The organism is Amycolatopsis mongoliensis (assembly GCF_030285665.1).
Lineage (GTDB): Bacteria > Actinomycetota > Actinomycetes > Mycobacteriales > Pseudonocardiaceae > Amycolatopsis > Amycolatopsis mongoliensis.
The window spans coordinates 4,084,755-4,097,369 of the sequence record NZ_CP127295.1 but is presented as its reverse complement, the minus strand read 5'-3'; the positions used below and the strand labels follow the sequence as shown (position 1 = coordinate 4,097,369).

Sequence of the window (12,615 nt, the reverse complement as noted above, 5' to 3'; positions counted from 1 at the left end):
TACCACCTCCCGCCCCCGCGAAGTGCCCCCGAAGATCGCGAGTCTACCTATCCGGTGACGCGGGAAAAGGGGCAAAAGCCGGACAACTGTCAACGAACTCGAAAACCCGACCGGCTCGCCACCACCGCGGCCAGCTCTTCCACCTGCGGCGATCCCGGGTCGAGCAGTCGCACCGTGGCGAGCAGTTCCTCGAGACCACCCTCGTACCGTTCGCACGTGCGCGCCAATTCGATCACGTGCAGCCGATCTTCCGCCTGGTGTGGAACCGCCGCCGCGATTTCCCGCCGGGGAACCATCCCCAGCAGGAGCCGGCGGCTTTCCGCGTTCCGCACGCAGGTGACCGCCAAGAGCGCTTCGACCACCATCGCGAACGTCGCCGGCCGGCCGCCGGGATCGAAACGCGGGCGCGGTGCCGGCACCCCGGCTTCGACCTGCGGGGCACCCAGAAGGCGTAACCACGCCGTGGTCGTGGTTTCCTTGACCGCCACCGGAATCCGCCGGTATTCACCCGGGGCGGCGGCCGGGTCCTCGGTCACGACGTCGTGGTAGAACGCGTCGGCGGCGATCAGCGCCAGTTCCGCACCCGTGGCCTTCTGCGCGGCCTTCGCCCCGGGCGCGTCCAGCAGCCGGAACGTGAAGCTCACGGCCTTGCTGACCGAACCGTGGCCGCCCTGGCCCACCTCGCCGGCGTTCAGCGCGAGCCGCAGGTGCATCCGGGCGGGATCGGAGTGCACCGCGTTGTACCGGCGCAGCTCCGCGTGCATCCGCTCCGGGAACTGCGCGACGAGGTCCGCCTTCGCGATCTCGGGTGGCAGCAGGATCATCGCGCCGTCGCCGGTGTTCTCGACGAAGCACACGTCCCAGGGGATGCCGGTTTCGGCGAACGTGCCCTTGAGGACCGCCCAGAGTCCCTCGTGCACTTCGTGCAGGTGGGCCATGGTGCGCTTCGGGTCGTTGTACCCGGCGACGTCCACGGCCATGATCGTCCGGTGCAGCGCGGCCGCATAGGAATGCACGACCCACCTCCCCACGTCCCGCACTCATTGTCCCAGACATATGCACGCTCGGCCATGTTCGCGCAGGGCGTTACTCCGAAACGCGATGCCGGCGGTACCCCGGCGGCCATAATTCGGCGTGCCCACGAGACGCCTGCACCTGGTGAGCGCGGATGAGGACCACCGCGTCTCCACCATCGAGCTCTTCTTCGACCTGGTCTTCGTCTACGCCATCACCCAGACCACCCAGCTGATGGCCGACCACCTGAGCCTCATCGGCGTCGGGCAGGGCCTGGCCATGCTCGCCGTCCTCTGGTGGTGCTGGTGCTCCTATGCCTGGCTCGGGACCACCATCCACGTCGACCACGGGATCGCGCGGCTGGCGATGTTCGGGGCCATGGCCGTCATGTTCCTCGTGTCCCTCACCATCCCCGAGGCCTTCGTCGACCATCCGGGCGGGCTTTTCGCGCCCGTGCTCTTCGTCGTCTGCTACGCGCTCGTGCGGCTGCTGCACCTCGTCGCCTACCTGGGCGCGGCGAAACACGATCCGGGGCTGCGGCACGTCCTGCTGCGGATGTTCGTCGGGCTGCTGCCGAGCGTCGTGCTGCTGGGCGTCGGCACGGCGTTGAGCGGGCCGTGGCAGCTGGGGCTGTGGGTCGTCGCGCTGCTGGCCGACTACCTCAACGTCTACCTCGCCGGGCCCGATGGCTGGCGGCTGAACTCGCCCACGCACTTCGCCGAACGGTTCGGGCTGATCGTGATCATCGCGCTCGGGGAATCGATCGTCGCGATCGGCATCGGGATCGGGTCGCTGCCGATGTCGTGGCTGGTCACCGGCGCCGCCGTGTGCGGGCTGGCGCTCGCCGCCGGGATGTGGTGGACCTACTTCGACGTCGTCGCGCGCGTCTCCGAACACCGGCTGACGCAGGCCACCGGCACCGAACGCACGAAGCTCGCCACCGACTCCTACACCTTCCTGCACCTGCCGCTGATCGCCGGCATCGTGCTCGTCGCCCTCGGCCTGAAGAAGTCCTTCCTCTCCATCGCCGACACCGAGCACCACACGCCCGGCGAAGCCCTGCACGGCGTGCCGCTCTGGACGCTGACCGGCGGTCTCGCGCTCTACCTGATCGCGCTGAGCTCCCTGCGCAAGCGCAACCTCGGCAGCTGGAACATCCAGCGGCTCGTCCTCGGGATCGTGCTGGTCGCCGCGACGCCACTGCTGCAGCACGTGCCCGCCGCCGTGCTGCTGCTGGTCGTCGCCGGGCTCGTGCTCGGGCTCATCGCCTTCGAACGCCTCCGGTTCGCCGAGTGGCGGCGGCAGGTGCACACCGAGCACTCATGACAGCTCCGGGCCGACGACCGACAGCAGCTGCAGCTTCTCGGCGTCCTCGGTGCCGGGCGTGGCGGTGAACACCAGCAGCACCTGGGCGAAGTCGTCGGTGTGGAGCAACTGGCAGTCGAGGGCGATCTCGCCGAAGCCCGGGTGCACGATCGTCTTGCGCCGCTCGAACGGCACCGAGACCTCGTGCGCCTCCCACAGCTTCGCGAACTCCGCGCTCTTCGCCGCCAGCAGCCGCGCCAGCTCCGCCGCCCGGGGGTCGCCGCCCGAAGCCGCCCGCAGGCTCGCTACCAGGAACCGGGCGTGGCGTGCGCGGTCCGCCGGCGGGTAGACCTGCTGCTCCACCGGGTCGGTGAACCAGCGGTACGCGGCGCTGCGCGCGGGCCCGGTGTGGCCGGTCTCGTCCCCGAGCAGCGCCTGGGCCGGCCGGTTCTGCACCAGCGTCTCGCCGAGGTTCGACATCACCTGCGCGGGCGTGTCGTGCAGCCGGTCCAGCACGCGCATCAGCGCCGGGCTGACGTGGTCCGCGCGCGACACCCGGGACGGCGCCGTGTGCCCGGCCAGCCGGAACAGGTGGTCGCGCTCGTCCAGCGTCAGCCGCAGGCCGCGGGCGATCGCGGCCAGCATCTGCTCCGACGGCCGCGGCCCGCGCTGCTGCTCCAGCCGCGTGTAGTAATCGGTGGACATGCCCGACAGCGTCGCGACCTCCTCGCGACGCAGCCCGGACGTCCGCCGGCGCTGCCCGGGCGGCAGCCCGACGTCCTCCGGGCGCAGGGCGTCGCGGCGGCGGCGCAGGAAGTCGGCGAGTTCGGCACGGTCCACGTCGTCGATTATCGGCGCTCTCCCGGCCGGTGCCAGGGATCGCCGATCCCCCGATCGACGCGCTCTGCCACGACGTTCGCTGCGCCGAGACGCTGAAACCATGACCACTTACCTCATCACCGGGGCCGGCGGCGGCCTCGGTGCCCTCACCGCCCGCGAACTCGCCGCCCGGGGTGACCGGGTCGTCCTCGCCGTGCGCGACCCCGCCCGCGTCACCCCGCCTCCCGGCGACACCGAGGTCCGGCACCTAGACCTCGCCGACCTGGCCTCGGTGCGCGAGTTCGCCGCCGGCTGGACCGGTGACCTCGACGTCCTGGTCAACAACGCCGGCGTCATGGCGGTGCCGTACGGGAAGACCACCGACGGCTTCGAGACGCACATGGCCGTCAACCACTTCGGCCCGTTCCTGCTGACGACCCTGCTGCTGCCCCACCTCACCGGTCGGGTCGTGACCGTATCGTCCAATCTGGCGCGCCGAGCAAAACTGCCGCTCGACGACCTGAACTGGGAGCACCGCCGCTACTCGCCGCTGGGTGCCTACAGCCAGTCGAAGCTGGCGAACCTGCTGTTCACCCAGGAGCTGCAGCGGCGGCTGACCGAGTCCGGGAGCACCGTCCGGGCCGTCGCAGCCCACCCGGGCGTCGCGCGGACCGGAATCGACCGGAACTTCGGGGGTGTGCAGGCCCTGGCGCTGAAGGCGCTCTACCCGGTCATCGCGCAGAAGAAGGCCGAGTACGGCGCGCTGCCCATCCTGTTCGCCGCGACGGAGGACGTCCCCGGCAACGCGTACGTCGGCCCGGGCGGCCGGAACGGCGGACGACCCCGGCTCGAACGACGCCGGGACCACGGGGACGCCCGGGAACTGTGGACGATCTCGGCCCGGCTCACTCGTAAGTGAGCCCACACTGGCGCCGAGCCGCGTCCCGGGTTAACCTACTCACGAGTAGGTAACGGATGGAGGGCCACATGGCTGCGCCAAGGAAACGGGACGCGATGGGCTGGGGCCTTTCCGCGCTGACCCGGCTGGCCGGGAGCAAGGTCGTCGATCGGGCGGGGCTGCGCAAGCCCATCGAAAGCCTGGTCACCGCGGGGACGCGCAACGGCTTCCGCGTCGCCGGCGCGGCGACCCGGTCGTTCAAGTCGGTGCAGAAGCTGGGCAAGCCCGCCCGGCTCGCGCCGGCCGGCGACACCGGGCTGTTCGACCTCACCCCGAGCGAGGACCAGCAGCTCATCGTCGAAACCGTGACGGAGTTCGCCGCCGAGCAGCTGCGCCCGGCCGCCGCGGACGCCGACGCCAAGCTCGAGGCGCCCGAAGGCCTGCTGACCCGGGCCGCCGAGCTGGGCATCAGCCTGGTCGGCATCCCCGAGGAGCTCGGCGGCGTCGGCACCGAACGCTCGGTCGTCACCAACGCGCTCGTCGCGGAAGCGCTTGCACACGGCGACCTCGGCCTGGCCGTGGCCGTGCTCGCGCCGTCCGCGGTGAGCACCGCGCTGGTCAGCTGGGGCGACGAGCAGCAGCAGGCCGACTACCTGCCCGCGTTCGTCGGCGAGAACGTGCCCGCTGCGGCGCTGGCGCTGCAGGAGCAGAAAGCGCTCTACGACCCGTTCAAGCCCGCGACGAAGGCGCGTCGCACGCCGAAGGGCTACCAGCTCGACGGCGTGAAGTCGCTGGTCCCGCGCGCGGCACAGGCTGAGCTGTTCATCGTTTCGGCCGACCTCGAAGGCCGCGGGCCGGCGCTGTTCCTCGTCGAGTCGTCGAATGCCGGGGTGACCATCGAGGCCGAGCCGGCCATGGGCCTGCGCGGCGCCGCGACCGGCAAGCTGCACCTCGAACACGTCAACCTGCCCGCGGGCGCGCTGCTCGGCGGCGGCAAGCTCGACGTCTTCACCGATCTCGTCCGGCTGTCGCGGCTGGGCTGGGCGGCGCTGGCCGCCGGCACCGCGAAGGCCGTCCTCGACTACGTCGTGCCCTACGTCAACGAGCGGGTGGCGTTCGGCGAGCCGATCAGCCACCGGCAGGCAGTTGCGTTCTCCGTCGCGGACATCGCGATCGAGCTGGAGGGCCTGCGGCTGGTGACTCTGCGCGCCGCCGCGCGGGCCGAGCAGGGCAAGTCCTACGCCCGCGAAGTCGCGCTGGCCCGGAAGCTGGCCATGGACAAGGGCATGCAGATCGGCAGCGCGGGCGTGCAGCTGCTGGGCGGGCACGGCTTCGTGAAGGAGCACCCCGTCGAGCGCTGGTACCGCGACCTGCGCGCCATCGGCGTCATGGAAGGCGCCGTCCTTCTTTAGGTTTCGGAAAGGCGTTAACGATGATTAACCTGGAAGCTCCCAAGAAGGCCGGCGCCCTGATCAACCAGGCGTACCAGGCCGCGGCCGAGGTGTTCCGGCCGATCTCGCGCAAGTACGACCGCGCCGAGCACACCTATCCGGCCGAGCTGGACATGTTCGCGGCGCTGCTGGACGGGCTCAACTCGTCCGGCGAGGGCGGCGCGGGCGCGGCGGGCGTCCGCCGGTCCAAGGACGAGAAGGAAAAGGGCAACCGCAACGGCGCCAACCTGAACGTCGTCCTCGGCACGATCGAGATGTGCTGGGGTGACGTCGGCCTGCTGCTGTCGATGCCGCGCCAAGGCCTCGGCAACGCGGCGATCGGCTCGGTCGCGACGGACGAGCAGCTGGAGCGCTTCTCCGGCATGTGGGCGGCGATGGCGATCACCGAGCCCGGCTTCGGCTCGGACTCCGCGGCGGTCAGCACGACCGCCCGCCTCGACGGCGACCACTACGTCCTCAACGGCGAGAAGATCTTCGTGACGTCGGGCGAGCGCGCGGACGCGGTGGTCGTGTGGGCGACGCTGGACAAGTCCAAGGGCCGCGCGGCGATCAAGTCGTTCGTGGTCGAAAAGGGCACGCCGGGCTTCGAAGTGGTGCGCACCGAGCACAAGCTGGGCATCCGCGCCTCCGACACGGCGGTGCTGCGCTTCGAGAACTGCCGCGTCCCGAAGGAGAACCTCCTGGGTTCGCCGGAGATCGACACCAAAAAGGGTTTCGCGGGCGTCATGCAGACGTTCGACAACACGCGTCCCCTGGTGGCGGCGATGGCGATCGGCGTCGCGCGGGCGGCTTTGGAGGAGACGCGTCGCATTCTCACCGAAGCGGGCGTTTCGATCGACTACGACCGGCCGGCGAACTCGCAGCACGCAGCCGCGGCGGAGTTCCTGCGCTTGGAAGCGGACTACGAGTCGGCGTACTTGCTGACGCTGGAATCCGCGTGGATGGCGGACAACCGCAAGCCGAACTCGCTGCAGGCGTCGATGGCGAAGGCCAAGGCGGGGCGGTCGGTGGTGGAGATCGCGCTGAAGTGCGTCGAACTCACCGGGGCTTACAGCGAAGAGTCTTTGCTCGAAAAATGGGCGCGGGACGCCAAAATTCTCGACATCTTCGAGGGGACGCAGCAGATTCAGCAGCTGATCGTGGCCCGCCGGATCCTCGGGAAGTCTTCGGCTGAGCTGAAGTAGTTGTGGTGTAACGGAAAACCGCCCGGTCGCTTGCCCTTCTCGGGGCTCTGCGACCAGGCGGCTTTCGCGTCGGTGGGGGCGGGGTTTCATGATCAGGCCGCCTCCAGGCCGTCATCGAGGGCAGGCCGTCCGAACACCGCGTCGACGGCTTCCCGCGCCCGCTGGTGGCTCGACGGGACGAGGTGCGTGTACGTCCGGAGCGTGAAGCCCGGGTCCGCGTGTCCGAGGTAGTCGGCCAGCTCCGTAATCGACACCGCACGGGCCAGGAGCGTCGACGCGTAGAAGTGACGGAGCGCGTGCATCCCGTCCGCGCGACCTCGGTACTTGACCCCAGCTGCCCGGAACGCTCCGTGCCAAGCGACCTTCGTGAACAGGTCCCCCGAGTACAGCCGGCCACCTTCCCCGGTCATCAGCAGCCGCGCCGTCACCGGGTCACCGTCCGCGCTTTGCCAGGGCAGCGTGACGGCTATGGACGGAAACCGGTCCTCGTGGTCGTCGATCTCGGCCAGCATGGCAGCCGACAGCGGGATGGTCCGCTCCTTGCCCCGCTTGGGGAGCGCGAACATCATCACACCCCTGACCGTCTTGATCTGTCGACAAATCCGCACGGTCATCGCCGTCCGATCGACGTCATCCGGCGAGAAGCCCAGAATCTCACCCTGCCGCAGTCCGAAGCCAGCACCGAGCGGAACGGCGATCTTGAACTGGTCCGCGAGCCCCGCCCGCACGGCCTGAACACGTTCCTCCGGCCATACGACGATCGGCGGGCTACTCGCGACGGGCCGCCGCACGGTCTTCGCGTGGCACGGGTTCTCACGAATCCGACGGTCGTCCACGGCCGAATCCATCACGCCGGAGACGGTGTTGAACAGGACCGCCTGGTAGTTGTCCGACAGCTTCCTCTCTTCCATCGAGCCGACCCAGTCCCGAATGGTCGATGGTTTGATCTGCCCGACCTTCTTGGTCTCGAAGACCGGGTAGATCTGGCTTTCGAGCCGACTGAGGATGGTCGACCGCGTGCCCGGGTCCGGAGACTGGCCCTTTACCCAGCTCTCCGCCTGTTGCCGAAAGGTCGTCAATGAGGCCCGCGGATCGATGTACTTGTCTTCGCGCTTGTCGGACTCGACGCCGATGAGGAAGTCCTCAGCGCGCTTCTTTTGCTTGTCCGCGAACGACTTCGAGCGTTCGTTGTTGTCCGGGTCGAGGTACCGAACCTTGTACCGCAGACCGATGCCGTACAGCTCGGACCGTTCCATGACGGGCTTGCCCCGCGCGTTGAGGATGACCTTCCCGGTCACCGCATCCCGCGCGGGGCGAAACCACCGATCTTGGATGTGCCCCATCAGGCCGCCTCCGCGTCGACCCAGGCGCGCAGCTTGGCCGGGTCATAGCGCAGGTGCCGGCCGATCTTCTTGACCGGCGGACCCTCGCCGCGCCATTTCCACTGGTAGAGCGTCTTCACCGGGACACCGAGGTAGTCCGAGACGTCCTCGACGGTCCAGAGCCGATCGATGTTGCTGATGTTGTTCATTGCTCCCCCTTTGATCAGGCCGCGAGTCCAGTTGCCGAAGTTTCTGGAGGTCTTTCCGCGGCGAGTAGCGCCCGGTCGTACTCGGCCTTCCATGTGATCCGTTCCGCGATCGCACGCATCACCAGGTGCGGCCGGGGCGGGACCTGCGGGTCTCCGGGCTCGACCTTCCGCCAGACCTGCTGTGACCGGTCGGCCTCTGGCTTCTCGATCCCGACCGCCGCGAGCGCCTGGAGCACGAATGCTCGCCGGTCCGCCTTGTGGTCGACGAGGGTCTTGCCCGACCACTTCCGCGAGACCAGGACGCGGCGGCCGGGCAGCCCGAGCGTGCTCCGGCGGTGAGCCCTGCCCTTGCAGTGCCCCGGGGTGGTCTTGCCCGTGACGCCCTTGGGCTGGACGCCGTAGAGCAGCCAGACCGCGCAGCGCGGCGAACACGGCGTGACCGACAGCTCGGCATGAAGTCGGTCGTGGTGGTCGGCCTGGGCCGCGCTGTCTGCCTCGACCACCTCACCCGTGGACTTCGTGAGGTACTTGGTCAGGTAGCCGATGTGGCGGCCGGCCTCTTCGGTGCCGCCGAGAATGCCCTTCGAATGGACCTGCCGCCCGAACCGGACCACGTGCGCCGGGTGCTCGACCGCTTCCACCGCGTCGTCCCACCGGGTCAGCGGCCGACGCGTCTCCGGGTTGACGAAGCCGGTATCCGGGCCGTCCCAGACTGGCAGGCGGTCGGTGTAGACGATCTCGTCGTGAGCTGGCCACCAGACCTGGTGGTAGGTGGCCTCGGTGACCTGCCGGATCACGTCATGCGGCACCGAGCCCCGAATAGCGGCGTGCAGGTGCGGAGCGGCCCGACGTTGGGGCTCGACGGTGGCGAAGTACTGCGCGTCCCAGCCGACGACCCGGCGGAGGTTCTGCCACCACCGGTCCACGAGCGCGGAGAAGTGCACCGCGTCACGGGCTGCCCGCCGATAGTCATATCGACTTGGGTCGACCGGCGAGCCGTCACCCCGGACCGGCCCGTAGGTGTCGCAGGTCAGCGTGACGAACATCGACGGCCGGAACTTACCGGCGTACTCACGCCCGACCGTCGTCTTCGCGACCTTCCGCCGGGGCAGGTTCGGCGCGTCCTGCCGACGCCGGGTCGACCGCTTCACGGCTCGTTTGGTCGGGACGTCGAGGGCGGGCAGGCGGCCGCGCATGCCGAGTTGCCGAAGTTCCGCGTCGACCCCGGCGACCTCCTCCCGCAGTTCCTCGGCCTCCGCCTGGTCGTGCTCGACCACCTCTCGGTAGGCCGCCACCAGGTCAGCCCGGTAGGTCAACAGCTCCTTGTGATCCTCCGAGGGCGGCTCAGCGGTGAGGACGGGTTCTTCGGTCATGTGCCAACCCTCGCGACACTGGGCCTGCCGAAGCGCCTTCGCCTTCCGAGCGCACGGCAGGCACACCGATTCCACTGTGGAGCCGCAGGGCACCGGGACGTAGCGGAGTTCGCCGGTGGTGGTGTCGCCGACCTCCATCGTGAAGGGCCGGACGCAGACGCCGTGCTTCTCCGCCGTCGCCCGGATCACGTCCGCAGCCAGCGGGGCCCGCATCCGCTCTGCGCGTGTCTCGCTCATCAGGCCGCCACCTCCCCGGGCGTCGACCAGCCGCGCAGCAGGTAGACGGGCATGTCCTGCTTCGCCCCGGCCGGGAGGTCGGGGAACGTGCTCGGATCGAACGGAACCACGCCGAAGACGCGGACGGGGATGCAGCAGGGTGTCCGGCCGGTGATCGACAGGTGGACCCACCTCCCGTCGACCAGTCGCCACAGCCGAGCCGACACGTCCTCGAGCGTGTGTGCCCACACCATCAGCGCCCGGACGACCTCGGACAGGCCATCGACGTCGAGCTGGACCGTGATCGGGCTCGACCAGGCGTTGACGTCGACCGTGGCGACCGGCGGCAGCTGGTGGGAGTCCAGGTGATCGCGAATCGCGTCGAGGAAGATCATCAGCCGGTTCACGCGGCCACCCCCTCACCGCCGTGTCGCAGATCCGCGACACCACCATTGGTCACGTACGCCTCCAGCGCCTTCACAGTGCTGTCGGATACCCACCCGGCCCGGACGCGCAGGGGCTCACGGATGCCTTCACCCCAGACGTAGCCCACGCCGGCCTCTGAGTCGCCGATGCGGTTGGCCCACGCTCCGCGCTCGTACGCGCCGTCACCCAGCACCATCCCGACGTGCGTCTTCGAGGTGACCCGAAGGCACACCCGCCGGGTGAACAGCTCCCGCACCGGGACGGTGTCCTTGGTGGGCTCCTGGACGTAGCCACGGACCGAGATCCCCAGCGCCCGCCCTTGCGTCGTCAGCAGCGCGACGCGCTCCACAATGGCCTCACGGGTCTTACGGTCGGTGTACTTGGTCAGCGCGCCAATCTCGTCGAACTCCAGCAGCTCCAACGGATACTCCGTCGACACCGGAATCGTCCGCAGCCGCCCGGCGAACGCGCGCTTGCGCGATTCCATCTCCTCCACCAGGCCGTCCAGCAGCTCGACCGCGTCCTTACCACCGACCGCGTAGCGGGCGAAGATTCCGCGCCCGTACGCCAGTTCCATGCCCTTGGGATCGATACCGGACATGCGCACCACCCCCGCCCGGATCGCCGACGCGGCCGCGACCAGTGGGCACCACATGACGCTGTTCTTGCCCGCACCCGAGGCACCGGCAGTCAGGCAGTGCGCACCGGACCCGAGCAACGGGACACGCCAGTCACGCCCGTACTCGGTCCGCCCAGCCCAGACGCTGCGCAAGTCCACACCGGTCGCGTCGACGCCGTCCGGAACCTGGGGGCCGGCCACCCCGCCACTGAGCAGATCACGGCGCTGAAAGTCGATCGACACGACGTTGGGGGCCAGCTCACGGACCTGACACCGAGCGACCTTCCGCGCAACGGCCAAGGCACGAGCGGCGTCGTCGAAATCCTCCGGCTTCTGCCCGGCCACCAGCTCCACCCGCACCTCATCCCACGACGCACCAGAGCGAACGCCGAGCACCTTCGGAATACGCGCGTTCGGCCGGTTCGACGTCGACCGAGAGAGCGCGCGTCGACGGCCGACAAGGTTCACGTTCACCACCACCGGCAGCGCCTCATCCCGCACCGACAGGCCACAGGCGTGCAGCCACTCCGGCAGCTTCCGCCCGTAGACCGCCCACCGGGCCCACCAGGAGCGCAACAACCGCCAGCACCACTGGTCGAACGAGACGGCATCGATCGCCCACCACGTCGCCAGGACCGCCGCGACGCTGCCCAGGATGATCGCCAGCGACAGCCAGCCAACCAGCTCACACCAGCCGTAGACCGCGACGACGGCGAGGCTGGTCCGCCACCGGGTCACGACCTGCGCGAGCATCCACACGACCGCCTTGCACAGCCACCACAGGGCCACGAACACCACTGCCGCCGCAGCCAAGCCTTCGACCACGGAGGCCAGGGCACGGCCGATCTTGTGCAGCACCCACACGCCGAGCCCCAGCCCAGCCAGGGCCACTACCGCGAAGCCGGGAGACATCACCGACCACCCCGCTTCACATCGAGGTCCAGCGGCAGCATTCCCAGACAGGGGGCGCACTGGGTCTCGCCGGGCAGGAGTTTGGCGAAGCGTTTGCAGGAGGCGCAGCGCGTTCGGGTGACCCCCGTTGACGCTCGCCGGTTGTCATCGTTTAGCGTTGTCATTGTTCACTTCCGCTGATTGTGGACAGCGCAGGAGCGGCAAGGTTGGTAGCCAGGCGCCGCTTCTGCGCCTTAACGGATCACACGCACCCGCAACAGGGCATGTTTGATCGCCGCACGTCATCGCGTACGTTTTTCGCTACTACTGTTGACTTACTGGTCGTCTACATGCGACTAATCAGCAGGCGTCCCTTCCCGCTGAAGTTCCGCCGAGATCTCACCCGCCTTTCGTTCCTCGTATCCGGCCCAGTACAGCGCCTCGTGGTGATGACCTCGGTCGACGTCGGCGACGGCCTTGTAGAGCCGTGCGTTGCCGAGGCGGAACGCCAGCCAGACTGACGGGTTCGCGTCGTTCGGTGGGCGGCGGTCCATCACGACCTCGTGGGCGTCCCGCAGCGTCTTCGGCTCATTCCTGCGCACGGTCATGCCTCCCTGCGCGGGCTTCCAGCAGGGCCGCCAGTTCCTCGGCGTGGTCGCGGAGCCGGCGAAGGAACGCTGCGCATCCCGTCCAGGCGGTCTGGTCCTCCGGCGGCACTAGCGTCACCACGCACAGCCCACCGGCCAGCACCAGGACCGGTGGATGTGACGCGCCCGTCCCGGTCTCCTCCACCGTCACCTCGGTCCCCGCGCCCACCGTCCAGCGCAGCCCCAGCCCGTCCCACGTCGCCGTCATGCGATTCCCATTCCCGGGCCAGGTCGGCGAACC

Annotated in this window: 13 protein-coding genes; 4 read left to right on the top strand and 9 right to left on the bottom strand. The window is 69.3% G+C overall.

Annotated elements, in window-relative coordinates; genetic code table 11:
- Positions 1 to 89: 89 nt before the first annotated feature.
- Positions 90 to 1,016, bottom strand: a complete 927-nt coding sequence (locus tag QRX60_RS19990; protein WP_286002278.1) for an effector-associated domain 2-containing protein — start codon at positions 1,014 to 1,016, stop codon at positions 90 to 92.
- Between the two features lie 118 nt (positions 1,017 to 1,134).
- On the opposite strand from QRX60_RS19990, the gene QRX60_RS19985 reads away from it, so the two are divergent.
- Positions 1,135 to 2,340, top strand: a complete 1,206-nt coding sequence (locus QRX60_RS19985) for a low temperature requirement protein A (RefSeq protein ID WP_286002277.1) — start codon at positions 1,135 to 1,137, stop codon at positions 2,338 to 2,340.
- Here QRX60_RS19985 and QRX60_RS19980 read toward each other — a convergent pair.
- Positions 2,335 to 3,159, bottom strand: coding sequence for a helix-turn-helix transcriptional regulator (locus tag QRX60_RS19980; protein ID WP_286002276.1), 825 nt, complete (start codon positions 3,157 to 3,159; stop codon positions 2,335 to 2,337). The genes QRX60_RS19985 and QRX60_RS19980 overlap by 6 nt on opposite strands.
- A 100-nt stretch (positions 3,160 to 3,259) precedes the next feature.
- Between QRX60_RS19980 and QRX60_RS19975 the strand changes: the two genes are divergently transcribed.
- From QRX60_RS19975 to QRX60_RS19965, 3 genes are all read left to right on the top strand, one after another.
- Positions 3,260 to 4,057: an SDR family NAD(P)-dependent oxidoreductase gene (locus QRX60_RS19975; protein WP_286002275.1), complete on the top strand. Its 798-nt coding sequence runs from the start codon at positions 3,260 to 3,262 to the stop codon at positions 4,055 to 4,057.
- A 95-nt stretch (positions 4,058 to 4,152) separates the two neighbouring features.
- Positions 4,153 to 5,448 (top strand): acyl-CoA dehydrogenase family protein, encoded by a 1,296-nt coding sequence (locus tag QRX60_RS19970; RefSeq protein WP_286003649.1) that lies wholly within the window; start codon positions 4,153 to 4,155, stop codon positions 5,446 to 5,448.
- A gap of 20 nt (positions 5,449 to 5,468) precedes the next feature.
- Complete coding sequence (locus QRX60_RS19965; protein ID WP_286002274.1) at positions 5,469 to 6,671, top strand: acyl-CoA dehydrogenase family protein; 1,203 nt, start codon at positions 5,469 to 5,471, stop codon at positions 6,669 to 6,671.
- 92 nt (positions 6,672 to 6,763) lie between these two features.
- Here the strand turns inward: QRX60_RS19965 and QRX60_RS19960 are convergent, their stop codons facing one another.
- The 7 genes from QRX60_RS19960 to QRX60_RS19930 all read right to left on the bottom strand — a co-directional run bounded on the left by QRX60_RS19960 (position 6,764) and on the right by QRX60_RS19930 (position 12,582).
- The gene (locus tag QRX60_RS19960) at positions 6,764 to 8,014 is read right to left on the bottom strand and encodes a tyrosine-type recombinase/integrase (protein ID WP_286002273.1); all 1,251 of its coding nucleotides are present in this window, start codon (positions 8,012 to 8,014) and stop codon (positions 6,764 to 6,766) included.
- Complete coding sequence (locus QRX60_RS19955) at positions 8,014 to 8,202, bottom strand: helix-turn-helix transcriptional regulator (protein ID WP_176175096.1); 189 nt, start codon at positions 8,200 to 8,202, stop codon at positions 8,014 to 8,016. The genes QRX60_RS19960 and QRX60_RS19955 overlap by 1 nt, the downstream gene beginning before the upstream one ends.
- A 14-nt stretch (positions 8,203 to 8,216) precedes the next feature.
- Entirely contained in the window at positions 8,217 to 9,812 is a 1,596-nt protein-coding gene (locus QRX60_RS19950; protein WP_286002272.1) for a replication initiator, read from the bottom strand.
- On the bottom strand, positions 9,812 to 10,198 hold the full coding sequence (locus tag QRX60_RS19945; protein ID WP_286002271.1) for a hypothetical protein: 387 nt from the start codon (positions 10,196 to 10,198) through the stop codon (positions 9,812 to 9,814). The genes QRX60_RS19950 and QRX60_RS19945 overlap by 1 nt, the downstream gene beginning before the upstream one ends.
- Complete coding sequence (locus tag QRX60_RS19940; protein ID WP_286002270.1) at positions 10,195 to 11,748, bottom strand: FtsK/SpoIIIE domain-containing protein; 1,554 nt, start codon at positions 11,746 to 11,748, stop codon at positions 10,195 to 10,197. The genes QRX60_RS19945 and QRX60_RS19940 overlap by 4 nt, the downstream gene beginning before the upstream one ends.
- A gap of 335 nt (positions 11,749 to 12,083) precedes the next feature.
- Positions 12,084 to 12,335, bottom strand: a complete 252-nt coding sequence (locus QRX60_RS19935; RefSeq protein WP_286002269.1) for an AMED_5909 family protein — start codon at positions 12,333 to 12,335, stop codon at positions 12,084 to 12,086.
- On the bottom strand, positions 12,316 to 12,582 hold the full coding sequence (locus QRX60_RS19930; RefSeq protein ID WP_286002268.1) for a hypothetical protein: 267 nt from the start codon (positions 12,580 to 12,582) through the stop codon (positions 12,316 to 12,318). The genes QRX60_RS19935 and QRX60_RS19930 overlap by 20 nt, the downstream gene beginning before the upstream one ends.
- Between the last annotated feature and the right edge of the window lie 33 nt (positions 12,583 to 12,615).